The 22,775-nt window shown below is 73.0% G+C and carries 20 protein-coding genes; 11 read left to right on the top strand and 9 right to left on the bottom strand.

Annotated elements, in window-relative coordinates; genetic code table 11:
* Nucleotides 1-9: 9 nt before the first annotated feature.
* Complete coding sequence (locus tag FHX40_RS14420) at nt 10-243, top strand: hypothetical protein (RefSeq protein WP_373286858.1); 234 nt, start codon at nt 10-12, stop codon at nt 241-243.
* A gap of 17 nt (nt 244-260) precedes the next feature.
* Here FHX40_RS14420 and FHX40_RS14415 read toward each other — a convergent pair whose 3' ends face one another.
* Nucleotides 261-836: a hypothetical protein gene (locus tag FHX40_RS14415; RefSeq protein ID WP_142260103.1), complete on the bottom strand. Its 576-nt coding sequence runs from the start codon at nt 834-836 to the stop codon at nt 261-263.
* A gap of 100 nt (nt 837-936) precedes the next feature.
* Between FHX40_RS14415 and npdG the strand changes: the two genes are divergently transcribed.
* The gene (npdG, locus tag FHX40_RS14410; RefSeq protein ID WP_142260102.1) at nt 937-1,602 is read left to right on the top strand and encodes an NADPH-dependent F420 reductase; all 666 of its coding nucleotides are present in this window, start codon (nt 937-939) and stop codon (nt 1,600-1,602) included.
* Nucleotides 1,603-1,666: 64 nt separating this feature from the next.
* Here the strand turns inward: npdG and panB are convergent, their stop codons facing one another.
* Both panB and FHX40_RS14400 read right to left on the bottom strand, forming a co-directional pair.
* On the bottom strand, nt 1,667-2,554 hold the full coding sequence (panB, locus tag FHX40_RS14405; RefSeq protein ID WP_142260101.1) for a 3-methyl-2-oxobutanoate hydroxymethyltransferase: 888 nt from the start codon (nt 2,552-2,554) through the stop codon (nt 1,667-1,669).
* 268 nt (nt 2,555-2,822) lie between these two features.
* Complete coding sequence (locus FHX40_RS14400; protein WP_142260100.1) at nt 2,823-4,613, bottom strand: NAD+ synthase; 1,791 nt, start codon at nt 4,611-4,613, stop codon at nt 2,823-2,825.
* A 220-nt stretch (nt 4,614-4,833) separates the two neighbouring features.
* Here FHX40_RS14400 and glnA (FHX40_RS14395) point away from each other — a divergent pair, with 220 nt between their 5' ends.
* On the top strand, nt 4,834-6,195 hold the full coding sequence (glnA, locus tag FHX40_RS14395; RefSeq protein ID WP_142260099.1) for a type I glutamate--ammonia ligase: 1,362 nt from the start codon (nt 4,834-4,836) through the stop codon (nt 6,193-6,195).
* 260 nt (nt 6,196-6,455) lie between these two features.
* On the opposite strand, the gene FHX40_RS14390 is transcribed toward glnA (FHX40_RS14395), so the two are convergent.
* Nucleotides 6,456-6,866 (bottom strand): roadblock/LC7 domain-containing protein, encoded by a 411-nt coding sequence (locus FHX40_RS14390; RefSeq protein ID WP_142260098.1) that lies wholly within the window; start codon nt 6,864-6,866, stop codon nt 6,456-6,458.
* 347 nt (nt 6,867-7,213) lie between these two features.
* Here FHX40_RS14390 and FHX40_RS14385 point away from each other — a divergent pair, with 347 nt between their 5' ends.
* On the top strand, nt 7,214-8,281 hold the full coding sequence (locus FHX40_RS14385) for a DUF4388 domain-containing protein (protein WP_142260097.1): 1,068 nt from the start codon (nt 7,214-7,216) through the stop codon (nt 8,279-8,281).
* A gap of 19 nt (nt 8,282-8,300) precedes the next feature.
* Here FHX40_RS14385 and FHX40_RS14380 read toward each other — a convergent pair whose 3' ends face one another.
* The 3 genes from FHX40_RS14380 to FHX40_RS14370 all read right to left on the bottom strand — a co-directional run bounded on the left by FHX40_RS14380 (nt 8,301) and on the right by FHX40_RS14370 (nt 10,130).
* Nucleotides 8,301-8,789: a roadblock/LC7 domain-containing protein gene (locus FHX40_RS14380; RefSeq protein WP_142260096.1), complete on the bottom strand. Its 489-nt coding sequence runs from the start codon at nt 8,787-8,789 to the stop codon at nt 8,301-8,303.
* Between the two features lie 76 nt (nt 8,790-8,865).
* On the bottom strand, nt 8,866-9,717 hold the full coding sequence (locus tag FHX40_RS14375; RefSeq protein ID WP_142260095.1) for a DUF4388 domain-containing protein: 852 nt from the start codon (nt 9,715-9,717) through the stop codon (nt 8,866-8,868).
* The gene (locus FHX40_RS14370; RefSeq protein WP_142260094.1) at nt 9,714-10,130 is read right to left on the bottom strand and encodes a roadblock/LC7 domain-containing protein; all 417 of its coding nucleotides are present in this window, start codon (nt 10,128-10,130) and stop codon (nt 9,714-9,716) included. Before FHX40_RS14370 ends, FHX40_RS14375 begins: the two co-directional genes overlap by 4 nt.
* A 355-nt stretch (nt 10,131-10,485) precedes the next feature.
* On the opposite strand from FHX40_RS14370, the gene FHX40_RS14365 reads away from it, so the two are divergent.
* The 6 genes from FHX40_RS14365 to FHX40_RS14340 all read left to right on the top strand — a co-directional run bounded on the left by FHX40_RS14365 (nt 10,486) and on the right by FHX40_RS14340 (nt 19,381).
* Entirely contained in the window at nt 10,486-11,208 is a 723-nt protein-coding gene (locus FHX40_RS14365; protein ID WP_142260093.1) for a hypothetical protein, read from the top strand.
* A gap of 436 nt (nt 11,209-11,644) precedes the next feature.
* Nucleotides 11,645-12,367 (top strand): type 1 glutamine amidotransferase, encoded by a 723-nt coding sequence (locus FHX40_RS14360; protein WP_142260092.1) that lies wholly within the window; start codon nt 11,645-11,647, stop codon nt 12,365-12,367.
* A 111-nt stretch (nt 12,368-12,478) separates the two neighbouring features.
* On the top strand, nt 12,479-15,469 hold the full coding sequence (locus FHX40_RS14355) for a bifunctional [glutamine synthetase] adenylyltransferase/[glutamine synthetase]-adenylyl-L-tyrosine phosphorylase (RefSeq protein ID WP_142260091.1): 2,991 nt from the start codon (nt 12,479-12,481) through the stop codon (nt 15,467-15,469).
* A 108-nt stretch (nt 15,470-15,577) separates the two neighbouring features.
* The gene (locus FHX40_RS14350; protein WP_142260090.1) at nt 15,578-16,720 is read left to right on the top strand and encodes a hypothetical protein; all 1,143 of its coding nucleotides are present in this window, start codon (nt 15,578-15,580) and stop codon (nt 16,718-16,720) included.
* Nucleotides 16,721-16,861: 141 nt separating this feature from the next.
* Complete coding sequence (locus FHX40_RS14345; protein ID WP_142260089.1) at nt 16,862-17,785, top strand: hypothetical protein; 924 nt, start codon at nt 16,862-16,864, stop codon at nt 17,783-17,785.
* Nucleotides 17,786-18,280: 495 nt separating this feature from the next.
* Nucleotides 18,281-19,381 (top strand): protein-L-isoaspartate O-methyltransferase family protein, encoded by a 1,101-nt coding sequence (locus tag FHX40_RS14340; RefSeq protein WP_170198834.1) that lies wholly within the window; start codon nt 18,281-18,283, stop codon nt 19,379-19,381.
* 377 nt (nt 19,382-19,758) lie between these two features.
* On the opposite strand, the gene glnA (FHX40_RS14335) is transcribed toward FHX40_RS14340, so the two are convergent.
* On the bottom strand, nt 19,759-21,183 hold the full coding sequence (glnA, locus tag FHX40_RS14335) for a type I glutamate--ammonia ligase (protein ID WP_142260087.1): 1,425 nt from the start codon (nt 21,181-21,183) through the stop codon (nt 19,759-19,761).
* 255 nt (nt 21,184-21,438) lie between these two features.
* Between glnA (FHX40_RS14335) and FHX40_RS14330 the strand changes: the two genes are divergently transcribed.
* The gene (locus FHX40_RS14330; RefSeq protein WP_142260086.1) at nt 21,439-21,906 is read left to right on the top strand and encodes an RDD family protein; all 468 of its coding nucleotides are present in this window, start codon (nt 21,439-21,441) and stop codon (nt 21,904-21,906) included.
* Between the two features lie 43 nt (nt 21,907-21,949).
* Here the strand turns inward: FHX40_RS14330 and FHX40_RS14325 are convergent, their stop codons facing one another.
* On the bottom strand, nt 21,950-22,768 hold the full coding sequence (locus FHX40_RS14325) for a class I SAM-dependent methyltransferase (protein WP_142260085.1): 819 nt from the start codon (nt 22,766-22,768) through the stop codon (nt 21,950-21,952).
* Nucleotides 22,769-22,775 lie beyond the last annotated feature (7 nt).

Below are 22,775 nucleotides of genomic sequence, written 5' to 3'. Positions count from 1 at the left end.
GGAGGTCAGGTGTATCCGGAAGCGAACCAGGGCCACGGTGTGACGGCCGACATGGGCGAGCGGTGGTGGTACTGCCTCAAGCACATGCGGGTGGAGCCCGACGAGGGCTGCCCCAACAAGCACCGGATGGGCCCGTATCCGAGCCGGGAGGCGGCGGCCGCCGCGCTGCAGACCGCCGACGAGCGCAACGAGGCCTGGCGCAAGGCCGACCGGGAGTGGGACGAGGACACCGAGGACGACTGAGGCTCGGCCGGCCGGGATCAGTCGGGCACCCGCGGCCCGGTCACCAGGTCGGCGAGGCGGGCGAGGCGCTCGCGCAGGCCGCGCCGCCGCGGCTCCTCCCCGGCGGCGAGGCTCACCAGGTGCTGGGCGGCGTCGAAGCTGAGCGGCGCGGTCGGCGGCACGGCGAGCGCCTCGTGCGCCAGGCCCTCCAGCTCCGGGTCGCCGCCGTCGAGCGCGACGATCGTGGTCCCGGTACGGCGGGCGTCGTCGACGCGCTCCAGCAGCGGTGCGGGCGCCTGCTCCTCGGCGACCACGAGCAGGGTCTCGCCGCGCCGCGCCGCCGCGATGCGCTCCAGCCCGATCGACAGGTGGGGCGGCGCGCCCGGCGGCGGGGCCCAGCGCACCAGCGTGGGCCGGAGCTGGTCGAGGCCGGACAGCCGCGCCTCGTCGTCGAGGTGCGCGGCGAGGTGCCAGGGGTCCTCGCCCGGGGTGCCCACCACGAGCAGGCCGCCGGGGGAGCGGGTGGACCGTAACGCCCGTCCGAGCCGCCGCGTGCCCTCCACCCAGGCCGAGGAGAGCACCTCACGCAGGAAGGTCACCGAGGCCGCGTCCATGCCTTAATCCTGCCGCACCGGCACGCTCCGGATCCGGGGAATCGCGGCACGCAGCCGACCCGGCGTCCGGTTCCGCCCGGCCACCTGGCAGGATCGACGCATGAGTACTGATCTGCCTGATGTGAGCGCGCTGTCGATCGGGATCGTGGGGGGCACCGGCGACCAGGGCAAAGGGCTGGCCCGCCGGTTCGCCCTCGCCGGGCACACCGTCCTGATCGGCTCACGCAGCGCGGAGCGGGCCGAGGCGGCGGCGCGCGAGCTCGACGTGGAGGTGCGCGGGGCGGAGAACGCGGTGGTCGCCGCCGAGGCGGACGTCGTCATCGTCGCCGTGCCGTGGGAGGGGCACAAGGCCACGCTGGAGGCGCTGCGCGAACCGCTCGCGGGCAAGATCGTGGTCGACTGCGTGAACCCGCTCGGCTTCGACGCCAAGGGCGCCTACCCGCTGCCGGTGGCGGAGGGCAGCGCCGCCCAGCAGGCCCAGGCCGTGCTGCCGGACAGCAAGGTGGTGGCGGCGTTCCACCACGTGTCCGCGGTGCTGCTGCTCGACCCGAAGGTGGAGCGCATCGAGCTCGACGTGCTCGTGCTCGGCGACGACCGCGCCGCCACCGACACCGTTCAGGCGCTCGCCGCGCGCATCCCGGGCGTGCGCGGCCTGTACGGCGGCCGCCTGCGCAACGCCGGCCAGATCGAGGCGTTCACCGCCAACCTCATCTCCATCAACCGGCGCTATAAGGCGCACGCCGGGCTGCGCATCACCGACGTCTGACCGGGCACCGGGCCGCCGCGCGCCGGCCGTACCGCCGCGGCGGCCCCGGCCACATCGTGGGTGATCAGGCGTAGGTGTGCTCGGACGACGGGAAGACGCCGTTGACCACGTCGTCGGCGTAGGCGCGGATCGCCCGGCTCATCTCGCCCGCGAGGTCGAAGTACTTCTTGACGAACTTCGGCGGGCGGGCGTTGAGGCCCATCAGGTCCTGCCAGACCAGCACCTGGGCGTCGCACGCGGGGCCGGCGCCGATGCCGATCGTGGGGATCGACAGCGCGGCGGTGACCCGCTCGGCGAGATCGGCGGGCACGCACTCGAGCACGACCGCGAACGCGCCCGCGTGCTCCAAGGCCTTGGCGTCCGCCATGAGCCGCTCGCCGGACTCGCCGCGGCCCTGCACCCGGTAGCCGCCGAACACGTTCACCGACTGCGGGGTGAGGCCGAGGTGGCCCATGACCGGGACGCCGGACGCGACGAGCGTCTCGATCTGGGGCAGCACGCGGCGGCCGCCCTCCAGCTTCACGGCGTGCGCGCCCGCCTCCTTCATGAACCGCGCCGCCGACTCCAGCGCCTGCTGCGGCGACGCCTGGTAGGAGCCGAACGGCAGGTCGGCCACGACCATGGCCCGGCGGGAGCCGCGTACCACCGCCGCGGTGAGCGGGACGAGGTCGTCGACCGTCACCGGGATCGTGCTGTCGTAGCCGTACACCACCATGGCGGCGGAGTCGCCGACGAGCAGCACCGGGATGCCCGCCTCGTCGAAGATCCGCGCGGTCATCGCGTCGTACGCGGTGACCATCGGCCACTTCTCACCGCGCTCCTTCGCCGCCGCGATGTCGCGCACGGTCACCCGGCGCACCGCCTTGCCGCCGTACAGCGCGGTCGACCGGTCAGATGCGGCTTCAGGGGAGAAAAGGGAAGAAGCGGGAGAAGAGGGCGTGACAGAGGACATCGTGCCTACCTCCAAGCCTCGAGGCGCCCCCATGGCGTCCCCGGACGTCTCCGATGATGTCATGGCCGTCATCGGTTTCAACACCCCCCGCCGTGCTTTCGCACTTCCCTTCGGGTCACGCTGTGCGCGAACACCGCCGCCCGGTCACGGCGCGCGGCCGGGGCGGGAAACCCGAGGTCAGGCGCGGGGCACCGGCAGGCGGGCCGTACCCGCGGCCGGGCGGCCACCCCGGGTACGGCACGGCGGCGGGCGATGACGGCCGCGGCGGCTACGGGGCGGTCTCCCGCCAGCGGTTCGTGATCGGCAGGCGGCGGTCCCGGCCGAAGTTCTTCGGCGTGATCTTCGGACCGGGCGGGTACTGCCGCCGCTTGTACTCGGCCGCGTCCACCATGCGGATGACCTGGGTGACCAGCTCGGGGTCGTGGCCCGCGGCGACCAGGTCGTCGCGGCCCATGTCGTTCTCCACGTAATCGATGAGCACCCGGTCGAGCACGTGGTACGGCGGCAGCGAGTCGGTGTCCCGCTGGTCGGGGCGCAGCTCCGCGCTCGGCTCCTTGACGATCGAGTTCTCCGGGATCGGCGGCTCGGCGAAGCCGTACAGGAACGGGCTCTCGCGCCCCACCTGCGCGTTGCGCCACCGCGACAGGTCCCACACCATCGTCTTGAACACGTCCTTGATCGGCGCGAAGCCGCCGGCCGCGTCGCCGTAGATCGTCGAGTAGCCCACGGCGAGCTCGCTCTTGTTGCCGGTGGTGAGCACGAGGTGGCCGTGCTCGTTCGACAGCCCCATGAGCAGCACCGCGCCGCGCACCCGGGCCTGCACGTTCTCCGCGGCGAGCCCGTGCAGCTCGATCTCCTTCTCCACCGCGTTGACGATCTCGGTGATCGGGATCGTCCGGGCGTGCACGCCCTGCCGCCGGACCAGCTCCCGCGCGTCGGCGAGCGAGTGCTCCGAGGAGTAGCGCGACGGCATGAGCACCACGTGCACCCGGTCCGGGCCGAGCGCGTCGCTCGCGATCGTCGCGACGAGCGCCGAGTCGATGCCGCCGGACAGGCCGAGGATCACCGAGCGGAAGCCGTTCTTGGTCACGTAGTCGCGCACGCCGAGCACGAGCGCCGCGTACACCTCGCCGAGGTCGTCGAGCCGCGGCGCGATCCGCGGCGGCTCCGGTGGGTACGGCGCGACCGGCTCGGCCGACAGCTCCACCCGCTCGACCGTGATCGCGGTGCCGTCACCGGCGTCGACCGTGGCCGCCCCGGGCCGGACGCCGGCGGGCGCGGCCGGCAGGTCGAGGTCGACGACGAGCAGCTCCTCGACGAACTGCCCGGCCCGGGCGACCAGCTCGCCACGGGCGTCCACCACGAGCGAGTCGCCGTCGAACACCAGCTCGTCCTGCCCGCCCACCTGGTTGACGTAGGCGAGCGCGCACCCGGCCTCGCGGGCGCGCCGGGCGCACAGGTCGCCGCGCACGTCCACCTTGTCCCGCTCGTACGGCGAGGCGTTCGGCACCACGAGCAGCCCGGCCCCCACCTGGGAGACCACCGCGACCGGCCCGCCGTCCTGCCACAGGTCCTCGCAGATCGCGATCGCCACGTCCACGCCGTGCAGCCGGAAGATCGGCAGCCGGTCGCCGCGCACGAAGTAGCGGTACTCGTCGAAGACCCCGTAGTTGGGCAGGTGGTGCTTGGCGGTGCGGGCCACGATCCGGCCCCGGTGCAGCAGCGCCGCGGCGTTGAGCGGCGCCCCCTTCGGCACCCCGACGCGCGGCTGCAGCCCGGCGCGGTCGACGTACCCCACCACGACCGGGAGCTCGCCGAGCCCCTCGTCGGCGAGCCGCCGCGCCGCGGTCTCCAGGGCGGCGATGGAGGCGTTGACGAACGAGGCGCGCAGCACCAGGTCCTCCACCGGGTACCCGGTGAGGAACATCTCGGGGAAGACGACGAGGTGCGCGCCGCGGTCGGCCGCCTGACGCGCCCATTCGAGCAGCTTGTCGGTGTTGCCGGACAGGTCCCCGACCGTCGGGTTGGCCTGGGCCAGAGCTATGCGGAGTTGCGCCACGCGATCCAGCGTACGACCCGCCGTCCGGCCGGGCCGTACCGGGACGTTTCCGGCTTCGCGGGCGTGGCAGTCAGCACTGAGTGGCCATGTCGGTGCTGGCTGCCGTAACGTGTGCGAAACACGCGACGGGCAGACTGGAGGGCGAGTGTCCCTTTTTCCATCTGACCGCCGGCGCAACGGCCACCGTTTGGGTCACGTCCGGTACGTAGAGAGGTATGCCGTGGACCGTCAGCAGGAGTTCGTTCTCCGCACGCTCGAGGAGCGCGACATCCGGTTCATCCGGCTGTGGTTCACCGACGTGCTCGGGTTCCTCAAGTCCGTGGCGATCGCACCGGCCGAGCTGGAGGGGGCGTTCGCGGAGGGCATCGGGTTCGACGGTTCGGCGATCGAGGGGTTCGCGCGGGTCTACGAGTCCGACATGCTCGCCAAGCCCGACCCCTCGACCTTCCAGATCCTCCCGTGGCGGAACGAGTCCGCGGGCGCGGCGCGCATGTTCTGCGACATCCTCATGCCGGACGGCTCGCCCTCGCACGCCGACCCGCGCTGGGTGCTCAAGCGCACCCTGGCGAAGGCCGCGGACATGGGGTTCACCTTCTACACCCACCCCGAGGTGGAGTTCTTCCTGCTGAAGAAGAAGCCGGAGCCCGGCGAGCGGCCGGAGCCGATCGACTCCGGCGGCTACTTCGACCACACCCCGCACTCCGCGGGCCACGACTTCCGCCGCCAGGCGATCATGATGCTGGAGTCGATGGGCATCTCGGTGGAGTTCAGCCACCACGAGGCCGCCCCCGGCCAGCAGGAGATCGACCTGCGGTACGCCGACGCGCTCACCACGGCCGACAACATCATGACCTTCCGCCTGGTCATGAAGGAGGTCGCGCTGGAGCAGGGCGTGTGGGCGAGCTTCATGCCCAAGCCGTTCACCGAGCACCCGGGCTCCGGCATGCACACCCACATGTCGCTGTTCGAGGGCGACCGCAACGCCTTCTACGAGCCGGGCGCCGAGTACCAGCTCTCCAAGGTCGGCCGGTCGTTCATCGCCGGCCTGCTCAGGCACGCCGCCGAGATCACCGCGGTGTGCAACCAGTGGGTCAACTCCTACAAGCGGCTGTGGGGCGCGGCCGCGGCCACCGCGGGTCAGGGCGGCGAGGCCCCGGCGTACATCTGCTGGGGGCACAACAACCGCTCGGCGCTGGTGCGGGTGCCGATGTACAAGCCGCACAAGGGCAACTCGACCCGCATCGAGTTCCGCTCCCTCGACTCGGCCTGCAACCCGTACCTGGCGTTCGCGGTCATCCTCGCCGCGGGCCTGAAGGGCATCGAGGAGGGCTACGAGCTGCCGCCCGGCGCCGAGGACGACGTGTGGGCGCTCACCCCGGCCGAGCGCCGCGCCCTCGGCATCCACCCGCTGCCGCAGAACCTCGACGAGGCGATCGCCGCGATGGAGCGCAGCGAGCTCGTCGCCGAGACCCTCGGCGAGCACGTCTTCGACTTCTTCCTGCGCAACAAGCGCGCCGAGTGGCAGGAGTACCGCCGCCAGATCACCGAGTACGAGCTCGGCCGCTACCTGCCGATCCTGTGACCCGGCCCGCGCGGCCGCCGTCGGCCCGATCGTGAGCCACGGCCCGGCGCCTCCACCGCCGGGCCGTCCGCCATGCCCTCGTACGGCCCTGGCCGTCCCGTCCGTGGTGCCGTCGGTCGGCCGTGCCGTACGGCCGGGGCGGGGTGGTCGTCCGGCCGCGGTTGGGCCCGGCCGCGTAGCGGGCGTCGCCGTACGCGGCCGGTGTGGGAACGGTCCATCGGCGCGGCCCGGTGGGCCGCACGAGGCGAGGCCGCCTCGGGTCAGCGGGCGTCGAGTTCCGCCATGACCCGGCGGGCCTGGGCGAAGAGCATGCCGACGTTGACGTTGCGGGTGCAGATGACCACCGCGACGATGTCGGGGTTGGTCTTGCTGCGCATGAACAGGTGCACGAGGTTCTCGCTGTTGACGAGGATCTCGTTGAAGTAGCGGCGGTTGTCGCTCACGCCGCGGTGCTTCTTCCAGAGGTCCTCGATCTGCACCACCATCCGGCCCTGGAACAGGTCCGCCGTCGCGGCCGCGACGATGTCGAGGATGTCCCGCGGATGGTTGTCGACGGTGTCGACCGCCAGCAGCATGCCGGTGGAGATGTCGACGACTCCGGCGCCGACGTAGTCGGGGACGTCACGGCGGAAGGACTTCAGGGCGTTGGTGACGAGTTGTGTGAGGTTCATCCGTCGCTTTCTGGGGATGGGCCGTTGTCACGTCCGAGGTAGACGTTGCCAAAGCGACGCGTGTTGTGGTGAGGCGTCGTGGGAGGAGAGTCTGTCGCCGGGGACGGTGACCGGGCAAGCGCATTCCCGTGCGAATCCCGCCACGTTGGGTAATTGTTATTTGCTTCGCCCGTTACCTGCGAGTTCTACCCATTCGATATACGAATGGTGACGCCCCGGAAGCGCTGTGCTAGAGTCGGCGCTCGGTCTCGGATCCCCGGAGGCCGTCGCCGCATCGACCGTTGACGAGAGCGTCTGGTGGTCGCGTGTCCTCCCCAGATGATGGAGCCCGTCCCGGGCGATCGGCCGTGGACGGAACGTTCCCGATCCTCGACGAGCTCGCCACGCTGACGCGTGGCCGGGCCTCGGGTGCGCTGAGGATCGACGGCGACCCCGGCGGTGTCGTCTACCTCGACGAGGGGCGGCTCGTGTTCGCCGAGGCGGCCGGGGTCCCGGACGTGGGGGCCCGCCTGGTCGGCACGCGCCGGCTGTCCGCCGGCCAGTGGGCCGCGCTGCGCGCCGCCGACCGGCCCGCGGGCGGCCTGGGGACGCTGCTCGTGGAGCGCGGGCTCGTCGGCCGGGACGAGATGCTCGCCGTGCTGCGCTCGGCCTCCCTCGACGCGCTCACCGCGCTCACCGCGCCGCTCATGCGGCCGCCGTCGGTCACCCGGCTGTGGTTCGACGAGCGGGAACGCCCCTGGATCGGCTCGCTGCTCTCCCTCGAGGTCGAGTGGGTGCGCGCCGAGATCGCCCGCCGGGCCGACCGGCTCGCGGCCCTCCCCGTCCGCCTCGACGCGCTCCTCGTCGGCACCGACCTGCGCCGTCCCTTCGGCAGGGTCGGGCGCGACGAGTGGGCGCTGGCCTGCCGGATCGACGGCGTCACGTCCCTGCGCGACCTCGCCTGGCGGTACGGCCTCGCGCTGTACGACACGGTGGAGAGCGCCGGCGGCCTGCTGCGCGAGGGCCTGTGCGCCCTGCGCACCCCCGGCGGCCGGGACGGCGGGCCGCGGCCGGTTCCCGCGCCACGACCCGGCGAGCCCGCGGGGGAGCCGCCGAGGAGCGCCACCCCGGTGCTGGGGGCTCCCCCGGCCCTCGCGGAGCCTCCGGCGGCGACCGCACCGCCGTACCCCGCCACCGGCCCGGCGGGGAGCGAGGAGGGCGGGGGAGCGGACCCGGGCGAGGAACGGACCCCCGGCGACGCGGCCCCGCCCATGCCGCGTCGCCGGCCCGGCGCGTCGATCCGGGGGCGGGACCCCGTGCCGCCGGCCGCGGAGTATGCGGCGGGGATGCCGTTCGCGCAGGCCACCCCCGAGCTGCTGCGCCGGCTGCTGGACGGCCTGCGGCAGCTCGACGAGGACGACCCGCGGGACCCGTGACCGCGGCGGGGCCGGGCGGTCAGCGCCCGGGCGGCGGGGCGTCGGAGGAGCGGAAGACGGCCCCGTGCGGCAGGACGGCGCCGTGCGGCAGGGTGTCCGCCTCCCAGCCGCCCTCGAACCGGGTGAGGTGGTCGACGATGCGCCCGATGAGGTCGCGGGTCTGGTAGTGGAGCATGCCCACGTTGAGATCGTTCGTGCCGAGTACGGCGAGCACCGCTTTGTCCCCGGCCGCGAACACCGCGAGATAGCCGTCGCTGCCACGGGCCACCGACTCGCGGAACCGGCCCCGGCCGGTCACGTGCGTGGCCTGCTGCGCCAGGCCGAGCGTGGTGGCGACGAGGGCGGCGATCCGGGTCGGCTCCAGGTCGGGGATGTCGTGGGTGACCAGGAAGCCGTCGCTGGTGGCGACCAGGCTCCCGTACACGCCCACCACCTGGTCGCGCAGGCCCCGCAGTTCCCGGCGGACGCGCTCCTCGGGGGTCGTCTCGTCGATGTACGGCATCGTCATGTGCTCATCCCAACCGGCTCGGTTCCGCACAAATCTCGTGCGACCTGGTCGTCGTGGTTACGCCGCGAGGCGGCGGTCAGGGGTCGACGGCGCGGAGGAAGGACACCACCGGCCGTCCGCCTCCGGGTACGGCCTCGCCCTCGGGGCGGGCCGGCGCACCCGGGGGCGGGGGATTACGGGAGGCCGCGGGCTGCGCGACGGTCAGGAAGCGCAGCGCGATCAGCCGGAACACCTCGAGCGTGGTGGCGAAGACGCTGTTGCCGATCTCCCAGGCGAGCGTGCGCGGGGTGGCCGTGCCGTCGACCCGGATGAGCAGCGCCCACTGCAGGGCGGACACCTGCATCCGGGGCGCGGCCAGGTCCGGGACGCGGACGAGCGGCGTGTCCGCGGTGAGCGGGACCGGGGAGGTGGCCATCTGCCGCATCAGATGCCGCCGCCGCTCCACCTCGGTGAGCAGCTCGGCGAGCGGCCATCCGGCCATGCCGTGCGTGACCGGCGGCTCGGAGTCCCGGAACCGCTGCCGCAGCGCGTAGCGGGGGCGGGCGGACAGCAGCTCCAGCGCCGCGTCGAGGGTCGCCTCCCGGACCGCGTAGGCCCACGCCAGGTCGCGGTCGAGGCCCGGCGTGTCCGTGCCGGGCGCGGCGACCGGATCGGGGCCGGGTTCCGGGCCGGGCAGGGCACCGGGAGGCGCCGTGGGAAAGGCGTCCGGGACGGGGCCGGCGAGGTGCGCGAACCAGCGGCCCGGGTCCGGGGTACGGCGGCACTCGGCGTACACGATCGCGCCGTCCCGAAGGTGGATCGCCCCGCCGTCGTCGCCGGACACGCGCAGCACCCCGGTCCGGCCGGCCTCGGCGAGCCTGGTCAGCCGTACGACGAGCGGTTCCCTCTGGAAGTACACGGCGGGCCCCTGTTCTCGCTCGACCTTCATACGCCTCGGGGATGACCGGGCAGTGCCGGGTCGGGCCGGACGGCGGCGCCCAGGTCGAAGTCGCGCAGCTCCCGGAGCGCCATGGCCAGGTTCGCCTGCTCCCGGTCGAGCACGACCAGCAGCAGGAAACGCAGCTTCGGCGCCGGGCTGAACTGCCGGATCAGGTGGTAGTGGCCGCTCAGCGTGATGATCACGTCCTCGAGGCCGCCGTTCGCCGCCAGGCCGGCCGCCATGAGCGAGATGACGTTCGCCAGGTCGGTGGCGCCCGCGGCCGCGACCGGCAGGCTGAGGTCCTGCTGGTCCTGCGCCGAGCCCAGCACGGTTCCCGTCGAGGCGTCGATGATGCACCCGAGGAGGAATCCGTCGATCTGCCTCACCCTGGAGAGCAAGGCGTCGAAGGGGGACTCGGGCATGGACGCGTCCTTTCCACCGGCACCGGGAGGCGAAAATTCTAGGGGATACGCCCACGTCGCGGCCCGGACGACCGGGTTTGAACGGGTGTCATCGTCGCTGGTGAGCATGCCCGTAATGCGGCCCGCGTCCCCGGTCCCGGCGGGGCGTCTCCGGCGGCCGTCGTGGGGTACGGCATTGCCGGTGCGCGGCCTCCCGCCCGAGGAGGTCACGTAATCGAGACGTCACGCCGCGCTAACGGGCGCGTCATGGCATCCTGGTTAGATCCTGATCGACTTACCCGGGGTAAAGTTGATCCCATTCCTTATCACGTTTGTGAGCTTTCGCACCATGTAAGCACTTTTGGGAGGATTCGGTATGACGACGGCTGCGGGCCTGCAGACCGCGCTGACCGTCCCGGAGCGGTTCCGGGGCCCCGACACCACGGCCAACGGCGGTTGGGTGGCGGGCACGCTGGCGAGCGTCGTGGCCGGTTCGGCTCGCGACTCGGCGGTGGAGGTCACGCTGCATCGCCCGGTCCCGCTGGAGACCGAGCTGCGGCTCGGCCAGGTGGCGAACACCGTCACCCTCTCCAAAGGGGACGAGCAGCTTGTCGAGGCCATCCCGGTGGCGGAGGAGATCACGCCGCCGCCGTTCGTGCCGTTCGCCGACGCCGCCCGCGCCGAGGCGGGCTTCGCCGGCCTGCGGGACCACCCCTTCCCCGGATGCTTCGTATGCGGGGTACGCGCCCCCGGTGACGGGCTGCGCGTGTTCCCCGGGCCGGTGGGCGACGGCGTCGTCGCCGCCGGGTGGCGGGTGCCGGTCGCGGTCGCCGACGCAAGCGGCAACGTGCCGGACTCGATCGTCTGGGCCGCGCTCGACTGCCCCACCGGGTGGGCGCACTTCAAGCCGGGCGAGTACGCCCTGCTCGGCCGCCTCACCGGACGGATCTACGGACGCGTCCTGCCCGGCGGCACCTATTCCATCGTGGCCCGGGCGACCGGACGCGACGGGCGCAAGCTGTACGGCGAGAGCGCGATCTACGAGACCGACGGCACGCTGATCGCCGCCGCCCGCGCCACCTGGATCGCCCCGCGCTGACCTTCGCGCCCGCCATGGCGCGCCGCGGTACCGCGCCACTTTGCCCGCACCGGGCCGTGTCGCGGTGCCGTACCGTGCCGTCGAGCGGTGCCTCGATGGAGCGGCCCGCCACGCGTGACCGGAGATCGCCGGGGAGGGCGTCGCCGTACGCCCCCTCCCGGATCTCCGCCGACCCCTGACCCGCGGGGCCTCCCGCCGGTCCGGGGTGCACCCGGCTGACCTCGTATCGGACGACTCCCCGGTGCCGTGATCGCGGCCCCGCGGGTCCGGCCTCGGTGGCGGGCGTCTCCCGCCCGGAGCCGGACCGGAGGCGCCCGCCGCCCCGGCTCCGCCCCGTGCGGCCCGTCGCGGCGGTGGCGTCGCGTTCCCCGGCCCGTCACGAGTGCGTCCGGACTCCGCATCGCCCGACCCACCGGGCCGGCCGTACATTGAGGTGGTGAACGTGATCGTCATCGAGCACCAGCGGACCTGCGGACTGGGGCACTTCGGGCCGTGGCTGTCCGCCGCGGGCCTGGAGTGGGACGTGGTCCGGCCCTACCTGGGCGAGCCGGTGCCCGACCGCGCCGAGGGCGGGCTGATCGTGCTCGGCGGCGAGGCCTCGGCGTGGCAGGACGAGGAGTACCCGTGGCTGCCCGCCACCCGGAAGCTGCTCGCCCGGTCGGTCGCGGACGGGGTGCCCACCCTCGGCATCTGCCTGGGCGCCCAGCTCATGACCCTCGCCTGCGGCGGCGCCGTCGAGCCCGGCGGCCACGGCCTCGAGGTCGGCGTCGTCCCCGTCGATCCGCTGCCCGCCGCGGCCGGCGACCCGCTCCTCGGCCACCTGTCCGCGGCGGCCCCGGCCGTGCAGTTCCACTACGACGCCTGCGTCACCCTGCCGCCCGGCGCCGTGCCGCTCGCCACCGGCGCGGTCTACCCCAACCAGGCCTACCGGCTGGGCGAGACGGCCTGGGCCGTGCAGTTCCACCCCGAGGCCACCACCGAGATCTTCCGCGGCTGGCTGGAGAAGGGCACGGACGATCTGTCCGCCCGGGGCTTCGACGTCCCCGCGCTCGCCGCGGCGGTCGAGCGGGCCGAGCCCCGCCTCGTCGCCGCCTGGCGGCCCCTCGCGGAGGGGTTCGCCGCCGTGGTCCGGCGGGCACGCGAGCACGTCGCGGGCTGACGCACCGGACGGGTCCGCGAGGCGCGGAGGTCGCGTTCCGCACACGTGAGCGCACGATTACGGTGCGCCGACGCTAACGCCCTTCCGGCCCTACGGACTACTTTTGTCAAAGTGAACGCCGCGGGACGCATCGACACCACCGCAGGCAGGCTCGCCCGGCTCGGCTTCGTCGACGGTGCCCGGGCCGAGCGCCTGCTCGACGAACTCGGTCCCGAGGCGGTCGGCGACGTCGAGCTGCTCGCCGAGCTCGTCGCCGCGGCCGACCCGGACCTCGCCCTCACCTCGCTCAACCGGCTCGCCGAACGCGACCCCAGCGTGCTCGGCGCCATGCGCCAGGACCCCGGACTGCGCCGCAGGCTGATCCGCGTCTTCGGCGTCTCGGCCGCCCTCGGCGACCACGTCGTCCGGCACCCCGAGCACTGGCGCACGCTCGCCGGGGAGGAGGCGGCGCGGCGGCCCTCCGAGGCGGAGCTCCGCGCCGAGCTGCTGTTCGCCGTCGGCGCCGACCCGGAGAGCGACGAGCCCGTCGCGCGGGACGCGAGCACCGAGACGCTCTCCGCGCTGCGCGCCGCCTACCGGGGCAGGCTGCTCCACCTCGCCGCCCGGGACGTCACCGGCGAGGTCACCATCGCCGAGTGCACCGCCGAGCTGTCCGACCTCGCCGCCGCCGCCCTCGAGGCCGGCCTCGCCATCGCCCGCGCCGAGCTCGACGAGTACGACGGGGTACGGCTCGCCGTGATCGGCATGGGCAAGTGCGGGGCGCGCGAGCTCAACTACATCTCCGACGTCGACGTGATCTTCGTCGCCGAGCCGCGGGAGGGCGTCGACGAGACCAAGGCGCTGCGCACCGCCACCCGGCTCGCCCAGGGCATGATGCGCGCCTGCTCGGCGAGCACCCCCGAGGGCTCGCTGTGGGAGGTCGACGCCGCGCTGCGCCCCGAGGGCAAGGCCGGGCCGCTGGTGCGCACCCTCGCCAGCCACCTCACCTACTACCGCCGCTGGGCGAAGACCTGGGAGTTCCAGGCGCTGCTCAAGGCCCGCCCGGTCGCCGGCGACCTCGCGCTCGGCGAGGAGTACGTCGCCGCCGTCAACGAGCTGGTCTGGCAGGCCTCGGCCAGGGAGAACTTCGTCGAGGACGTGCAGGCGATGCGGCGCCGGGTGGAGGCGCACGTGCGCGCCGACCAGGCGGACCGGCAGATCAAGCTCGGGCCCGGCGGGCTGCGCGACATCGAGTTCGCGGTGCAGCTGCTGCAGCTCGTGCACGGCCGCACCGACCCGCTGCTGCGCCGCCGGGCCACGCTGTCCGCGCTCAACGCGCTCTCCCGGGGCGGCTATGTGGGCCGGGACGACGCCAAGGCGCTCGCCGAGGCGTACACGTTCCTGCGCCAGGTCGAGCACCTGCTCCAGCTGCACCGGCTGCGCCGTACCCACGTGGTGCCCACCGACGTGATGGACCTGCGGCGGCTCGGCCGCGGGCTCGGCATGACCGCCGACCCGGTCGGCGAGTTCACCACCCGGTGGAAGCGCCACGCGATGGAGGCCCGGCGGCTGCACGAGAAGCTGTTCTACCGGCCGCTGCTGCAGGCGGTGGCCCGGCTCCCCGCCGACGAGGCCCGGCTCTCCACCTCGGCGGCGGTGGCCCGGCTGGAGGCGCTCGGGTACGCCGACCCCGAGGGGGCGCTGCGGCACATCGCCGCGCTCACCAGCGGGGTGTCCCGGCGGGCCGCGATCCAGCGCACGCTGCTGCCGGTGATGCTCGGCTGGTTCGCCGACGCCCCCGACCCGGACGCGGGCCTCCTCGGGTTCCGGCAGGTGAGCGACAGGCTCGGCGCCACCCCGTGGTACCTGCGCCTGCTGCGCGACCAGACCGCGGTCGCCGAGCGCATGGCCCGCCTGCTCGGCACGAGCAAGTACGTCACCGGGCTGCTGCTGCACGCGCCGGAGGGCGTGGCGATGCTCGGCTCCGACGCCGAGCTCGAGGTGCGGCCGATGGAGGCGCTGCAGGCCGAGGCGGCCTCGATCGCGCAGCGGTACGAGCCGGATGCCGAGGCGACGGTGACCGCGGTGCGCGCGCTGCGGCGCCGCGAGCTGTTCCGGCTGTCGGTGGCGAACCTCATCGGCCGCATCGACGTCGAGCAGGTCGGGCAGGGCCTGTCGGAGCTGAACGACGTCACCATCCAGGCCGCGCTCGACGCCGCGATCGCCGCGGTCATGGCCGAGCGCGGGGGCGGGGAGCCGCCGACCCGGATCGCGGTGATCGCGATGGGGCGGCTCGGCGGGTACGAGTGCTCGTACGGCAGCGACGCCGACGTGATGTTCGTGCACGAGCCGCTGCCGGGCGCCGAGGAGCGCGAGGCCACCGACGTGGCGCACGCGGTCGCCAACGAGCTGCGGCGGCTGCTCGCCCTGCCCACGCCGGACCCGCCGCTCATCATCGACCCCGACCTGCGCCCGGAGGGCCGCCAGGGCCCGCTGGTGCGCACCCTCGCGTCGTACGCGGCCTACTACGAGCGCTGGTCGTCGCCGTGGGAGGCGCAGGCGCTGCTGCGCGCCCGGTTCTCGGCCGGGGACGCCGGCCTCGGGCGGCGGTTCATCGAGCTCATCGACCCGCTGCGGTACCCGGCCGACGGCATCTCCATGGAGGCGGTGCGCGAGATCCGGCGGCTCAAGGCGCGCATGGAGGCCGAGCGGCTGCCGCGGGGCGCCGACCCCACGCTGCACATCAAGCTCGGCCGCGGCGGCCTGTCGGACGTGGAGTGGGTGGCCCAGCTGCTGCAGCTCCGGCACGCCCACCGGGTGCCCGAGCTGCGCACCACCCGCACGCTGGAGGCGCTGCGGGCGGCGACGGCGGCGGGCCTGCTCGCGCCCAAGGACGAGGAGATCCTCGCGGACGCCTGGCGGTTCGCCTCCCAGGTCCGGGACGCGATCATGCTGGTGCGCGGCCGGGCCGGGGACAGCGTCCCGGTCGACGTGCGGGAGCGCGCCCGGGTCGCCCGCGCGCTCGGCTACCCGCCCGACGGGTCGGAGGACTTCCTCGACGACTACCGGCGCGCGACCCGCCGTGCCCGGCTCGTCGTCGAGCGCGTCTTCTACGACACCTGACCGCCGCGGCACCGGGCAGCGTCCTCGGCCGCGCCGCGGGAGCCGTACCGTGGGGAACGCGTTGCGACGCCGATCGCAAAGGGGTATTAACGGTACTCAGGTGATGTCTTGTTATCCGTCTACCTTGACTTCGCGATCGGGCTCGCCCTCGCCTTCCTGCTGCTGTCGCTGCTGGTGAGCGGCATCAACGAAGGCCTGGTGCGGCTGTTCAGCGTGCGCAGCAAGTTCCTGTGGGCCTACCTGCGGGACACCCTCGACGGCGGGCTGCCGCCCGGGCACGCGCGGGTCCTCGGCACGTTCGCCAGGCTCGTGCAACGGCTGTGCCGGCTGCCGGTGATCGGGCGCATCGGGCGGCGAGTGTTCCGGGACTTCCTGCCCGGGCAGGCCCGGTCGCGGCTGCCGATCAGCGTGGCGGGGGTCTTCCTGAAGTTCCCGTTCACCGGTGATCCCCGCCCGGTGTTCCGCGACGAGCCCGCGCCGCGGGAGATCCCCACCACGGGGTCGGTCACCGACGCGTTCCACGCGCGCATCCAGCAGATCGACCACGACAAGGGCGGCCGGACCGCGATCTCCCAGATCCCGCCGGAGCGGTTCGGTGTGGCGATCATGGAGCTGGCCATGGGGCACGGCGGCGTGCCGGGCCTGCTCACCCGGCTCCGGGAGCAGGGCAGCCCGCTGTTCCGGCCGCTGCAGAGCGTGTGGGAGAGCGCCGCGGAGGACCTCGACGCCTTCCGCGTCGGCGTGGAGCGGTGGTTCGACGGCGAGATGCAGCGGCTCAGCATGCTGTACCGGCGCTACGTGCGCTGGGTGGTGGCCGCGATCGGCCTGGTCGTCACGCTGGTGTTCACCGTCGACGCGCTGGAGTACGGCAAGGAGCTGCTGAAGGACGACGCGCGGCGCGCCGTGGTCGCGGCGCTCGCGGACACGGCCCCGGAGCGGCTGGCGTCGCTGCGCGAGGCGTGCGCCGCAAGCCCCGGGAACGCCGACACCTACGCCTGTGTCACGGAGGTCCTCAGCAGCCCGGCGTTCGTGCGGGTCTTCGGCAACGCCCCGCTGAGCCTGTCGGTGGCCGAGAACGGCACCACGAGCCTCACCTGGAACGGCGGCGCGTGGTGGGAGCGGGTCACCACGCCGGAACACTGGCCCGGCTTCCTGCTGACCTTCGTCGCCCTGCTGTTCGGCGCCTCCTTCTGGTGGGACGTGCTGCGCCGCATCACCGGCCTGCGCCCCAAGATCACACCAGCCGAGTAGCCACGCGGTTCGCGCATCAGTTCGAGTTTTCCACAACCTCCGGGCTATCCACAGCTTGGCCGATCGGCCCTCGATCAGGTGTTCGCATCCGGGAGAGTGGGCGGTGTCCATCCGCGGCACACACCATGGGAGGCGATCCCCATGTCCAACCCTTCCGGCCCGGTCTTCGGCGCCTCCTCCGGACGCGCCGGCGACGACCTGCTGTTGCCCGTGCCCGCGAGGGTGAGCGCGAGCTACGTGGTGGCCGCCCCGGAGCGCGTGCCGGACGATCCGGCGAGCGTGATCGCCGACGCCCTGAAGGGCCTCCCCGTTCCCGAGGGTCGTGAGCCGCTCACCGTCACCGTGACCGAGCTGGGCGACGACGACCCCACCCTCGCCTGGGCCCGGGAGATCCTCTGCTGCCCGGACTGCTCTCCCGGGGCGGAGGCCATGCTCGGCGAACTGATGCGGACGTCCCGCCACCACCTCCGGGTCACCGGTACGGCCGGGCCCGGCTGGCCACCGGTGCATCTGTACGCGGTGGCCCGGGCGGTCGAGGCGCTCGCCGAGGCCACCGGCGGCCTTCCGCTCGACGCCGAGGCGCCCCGGCCGCTGCCGAGGCCCTGGCGTCCCGCGATCGCGACCACGCCGGACACCTTCGCCGTCGCCGACTGGCTATGGATCGGCGTCCACCCCGATCCCGGCGGCTACGCCCTGCAGACCACCGGCCTTGCCCGCCTCGGCCTCCCCGAGCTGCGCGCCGAGGCGATCCCCGTCCGCCGGGTCACCTCCTGGACCCGCCTCTTCAGAGCCTTGGCCCGGTCCCTCACCGCCCGCCTGTTCGACCACCTGTCCGCCCACGAGTCCGCCACCCCGCTCCCGATCCCCGCCGAACCCGTCGTCACCACCGCCGACGAGGCCCTCGCCCGGAACACCCCACCCCCACCCGAGCCCCGGGCGCTCACCGTACGCCTCCGCCGGGAACCCGCATCCCCACGCGTCCCGGTCCCGCACCTCGTCGTGACCCCCGGCGACGGCGATCCCGCCGACTGCTTCCCCGCCCGCGGCCATGGGACCGGTGGCTGATCGGGCGCCTTCCCGCTGCCCACCGATCCGCCGGGCGTCCGTGGCCGGCGTCAGGTGCCGGCCTTCAGGGGCAGGTCCAGAGGCAGGATGTCGAAGACGGGGGTGTTCGGCCGGCTCGGTCGCAGCCGGGCCATCTTGTACCAGCCCAACCTCCGGTAGGCGTTGTAGGCGCGTTCGTTGTTCGGGCGGACAAGCCAGCGTCGCCCGTTGCTCCTGCCGGGCCGACAACAGTTCGTCGAGGCGGTGGGCGATGCCGCGGCCGGTATAGCCTTCGATGATCATAAGCTCGCTCAGCGCGAAGGTACGCTTGCCGTTCTCCCGGGTCAGATCCTCGGGAACAGCGCCTGCAGACCGGACCACCACGCTTCTCCGGCCTTCGCGCTCAGCGGCCGCCCATGCGAGTCGCACGCCTGGATCGAAGCCGCCGGGCGGCCGGTCGGTGAGCCTGCCCTGCCCGACCGCCCGTTCCGCGTTACCGTTCGTATCTGACCGATCTTGGAGACTGACCTCGTGCCCGAGACCGCCATCATCGATGACGCCGTCGCGCGTGCCGTCGCCGCCGTGCCGCGCGAGCACTACACCGACCACCCCCACCTGGGTGGCGTCCCGCAGGCCACCGCGCAGTTCGCCATCGAACGGGACCTGCGCCGCGCCGGGGTACGGCCCGGGATGCGGGTGCTGGAGATCGGCACCGGCACCGGCTACACCGGCGCGCTGCTCACCGAACTCGTCGGCGACGACGGGCACGTCGTCTCCGTCGACATCGACCCTGCCCTCGTCAAGCGGGCGGCGAAGCTGCATGCCGAACGCGGCGTGGCGAACCTGACCCTCCTCGTTGGTGATGGGCACCTCGGCGCCCCCGATCACGCGCCGTTCGACGCGATCCTCGGCTGGGCCACCCCGACCCACATCCCCCACGCCTGGATCAGGCAGGCCCGCCCCGGAGCGATCATTTCCACCCCGATCTACCTGGCCCCGGTCGCCCGTACGGTCGGTCACATCCGTGCCCGGGTCACCGGCGACGGCCGGCTCACCGAGCCCCAACTCGGCGGGGCCGTCTACGTCGACATGGGACCGAAGGTCAATACCAGCCTCGGGATCCCGATGTTCTACCTCGACGCCCGCCACGACAGTCCAGACGGCCGGATCGCGTGGGTCAGCGTCGCCTGGCGTGGCCACCACCCCGGCCACGACCCCGTCACCACCCTGCGGATGCTGATGAACCCCGCCCACGCCGAACCGGTCGCGCTCGGCGACAGCGACGAAGAACAGGCGATCGCCTGGCGGGACTTCCGCGCCTACTGTGCCGGCCGCGACAACACCCACACCCCGTCCAGCCTCACCGCCTACGGCACCGCCGGGGATGTCTGGATCTCCGGCATCGGGTTTTCCAGCGGTAAACACGCCGCCGTCCTCACCGCGGACGGCCGCTTCCTCGCCAACAGGTCCGACTCTCCCGCGCTGGCCAAACTCCGCGACCACTTCCGCGACTGGCAACTGGCCGGCCGCCCCGGCATCGACGCGCTGCAACCCCGACTCATCCCCATCAGCGACGGCTGGCAGGTCCGCGTCACCCTGGCCCACGCGACCCGTTAACGGGGCGTCCAGTGCGCAGGCCGGCCTGCCTGCGGGCTCGCCGAGGCCGGGGTGAGCCCGAAGCCGGGGAAGGGGAGAAGCACGCCGAGGCGCGCGGACATGGGTTCACGCCCTACGGCACTACTCCGCCTCGTCGCCGCTTGCCGAGGGTGTCGACGTCCGCACCCTCGCCGAGTACCTGGGCCGCGCCGACCCGGGTTCACGCTCCGCACGTACACCCGTCTCCTGCCGTCGAGCGGGGACCGGGCCGGAAAAGGCCGTTGACCGTGCCCTGGCGGGCGACGGCCAACGGCCTTATCACGGAGGACGGGTGGTTTCCCGGTTGTGACCCGGATGCGGCGTGCCGAGGTCGCCGTCCGGGTCAACGTCCCAGGGCGTCACACGTCGTAGTAGAGCTCGAACTCGTGCGGGTGCGGACGGAGACGGATCGGGTCGACCTCGTTGGTCCGCTTGTAGTCGATCCAGGTCTCGATGAGGTCCTGGGTGAAGACGCCGCCTTCGAGCAGGTACTCGTGGTCCTTCTCGAGGTGCTCGAGAACGGCCTCGAGGGAGCCGGGCACCTGCGGGATGTTGCGGGCCTCCTCCGGCGGAAGCTCGTAGAGGTCCTTGTCGATCGGCTCTGGCGGCTCGATCTTGTTCTTGATGCCGTCGAGGCCGGCCATGAGCATGGCGGCGAAGGCGAAGTACGGGTTGCAGGACGGGTCCGGCACCCGGAACTCGATCCGCTTCGCCTTCGGGTTCGACCCGGTGATCGGGATACGGACGGCCGCGGAGCGGTTCCGCTGCGAGTACACCAGGTTGACCGGGGCCTCGAAGCCGGGCACCAGGCGGTGGTAGGAGTTCACCGTCGGGTTGGTGAAGGCGAGCAGCGACGGGGCGTGCTTGAGCAGGCCGCCGATGTAGTACCGGGCGGTGTCGGACAGGCCCGCGTAGCCGACCTCGTCGTAGAAGAGCGGCTCGCCGTCCTTCCACAGCGACTGGTGGCAGTGCATGCCGGAGCCGTTGTCACCGAAGATCGGCTTCGGCATGAAGGTGACCGTGTGGCCGCGCTGCAGCGCCGTGCACTTGATGATGTACTTGTACAGCATCAGCCTGTCGGCGGTCTGCAGCAGCGTGCCGAACTTGAAGTCGATCTCGGCCTGGCCGGCGGTGCCCACCTCGTGGTGCTGCATCTCGGCCTCGATGCCCGCGTTGATCAGGTTGCGGACCATCTCCGAGCGCAGGTCGGTGAAGTGGTCCATCGGCGGCACCGGGAAGTAGCCGCCCTTGTACCGCGGCTTGTAGCCGAGGTTGCCGCCCTCGGTCGCCTTACCGGTGTTCCAGGCACCCTCGATCGAGTCGATGAAGTAGTACCCGGCGTTCGCCTTCGTCTCGAACCGGACGTCGTCGAAGATGTAGAACTCCGCTTCGGGGCCGAAGTACACCGTGTCGGCGATGCCCGTGCCCTTCAGGTACTCCTCGGCCTTCCGTGCCACGTTGCGCGGGTCGCGACTGTACGGCTCGCCGGTGAGCGGGTCGTGAACAAAGAAGTTCATGTTGAGCGTCTTGTGCTCACGGAAGGGGTCGAGCACGCACGTCGTCGGGTCGGGCAGCAGGAGCATGTCCGACTCGTGGATGGCCTGGAAGCCACGGATCGACGAGCCGTCGAACATCAGGCCGTCGGTGAAGATATTCGGGCCGACGTTCTCGGCCGGCAGGGTGAAGTGGTGCGTCGTACCCGGCAGGTCGGTGAACCTGACGTCGACGAACTGCACCCCCTCGTCCCTGATGAACTTCAGGACGTCATCGGCGGAGTTGAACATCCAACCTCCAAGGGGCACGGGCTTGCAGGCTCGAAACTAGGTGCCCGCCGTTTCGACGCCGTGTCCCGCTTGTTTCACAGATGTTAAGGAGAGGGCACTCCGTGTTACTTCGGACATGCAGGGCTATAAGCGGCGGCAGGCGTCTCCGGTGACCGGGCGGGGTGCTCCTGACCTCGGGCTTCCCGCCCGGCACGGGGTCGTGCGCCGGGAACCCCGCGGCGCGACCCGCCGCCCGCGGCGGATACCGTTGGAAACATGAGCGGTCAGCCGAGGTGGACACAGACGTGGATCGGCGGCGTCCGGGCCGCGGGCGCCGACCTTGGGTACCCGGGGGAGCGGCTGGGCCTGCCCGAACACGGCCGCGGCTCGGTCGCCGGGTTCGGCCGCCGGTTCGGTGCGCTCCTCGTCGACTGGCTGATCTGCGTCTGGGCGATCGCCCGCGGGCTGTTCGGCGCCGACACGGCGAGCGCCTCCTGGATCGGCCTCGCCGCGTTCGCCGTGGAGAACATCCTGCTCGTCGGCACCGTCGGGGCCACGCTCGGCATGCGCCTGTTCGGCGTGCGCGTCGCCATGGTGCGGTCGGACCGGCCCTACGTCCTCAACTTCCTCGCGATCGTGCTCCGCACCGTGCTGCTCTGCCTCGCCGTCCCGGCGATCATCTGGGACCGGGACCAGCGCGGCATCCACGACCGCGTCGCCGGCACCATCGTGCTGCGCTCCTGAGGCCGGCCGGGGTACGGCGCCGCGGCGCGGCCCTGGCGCGGCCTCAGGGCCGCGTGCAGGTGAAGATGACCGTGCCCGGCAGGTGACGGCCGCGCAGCGGGCTCCAGCCGTCCCACGCCCGGTCGTGCCCGTCCGGCCACTCCGGCTCCAGCAGGCCGGTGAGCCGCCAGCCGGCGCCGACGATCGCGGCCACCCAGTCGCCGAGCGTGCGGTGGTACTCCACGTAACAGGGCACGCCGTCCTCGTCGAGCTCCACGTACGGCCTGCGGTCGAAGTACGAGTGCTCGGCGGTGAGCCCGCGCGGCCCGGGATCGTCGGGGAACGCCCACCGGATGGGGTGGGACACCGAGAACACGAAGCGGCCGCCCGGCCGTACCACCCGGGCGACCTCGGCGAGCACCTTCCGCGCGTCGGCGACGAACGGGAGCGCGCCGAACGCCGAGCAGGCGAGGTCGAAGGAGGCGGTGGCGAACGGGATGCGCACCGCGTCGGCCTGGACCACAGGCAGCCTCAGCCCGGTCGTGGCGTTGAGCCGCAGCGCGTGCTCGAGCTGCCGGTGGGAGATGTCGAACCCGACGACCTGCGCGCCCGCGCCGACCAGCCAGCGCCCGCACTGCCCGGCCCCGCAGCCGACCTCGAGCACCCGCTTGCCGCGCACGTCCCCGAGCAGCCGGACCTCGGCCTCGTCGAGCCCTTCCGGGCACCAGATGAACCCGGCGTCGCGGAGGAAATCCCCGTGCTTGGCCTGGTACTCGTCGGCGGCCTGCTCCCACCAGCGGCGGCTCGCGCGGGACGTCTCCGCCTCGGAGAGCGGACGCCGCGCCACGCGCGTGGGGAACTCCGCAGTGAACTCCTCGGTCATGCCATCA

It is taken from the genome of Thermopolyspora flexuosa (assembly GCF_006716785.1).
Taxonomy (GTDB): domain Bacteria; phylum Actinomycetota; class Actinomycetes; order Streptosporangiales; family Streptosporangiaceae; genus Thermopolyspora; species Thermopolyspora flexuosa.
This window is presented reverse-complemented; position numbering and strand designations above follow the sequence as displayed.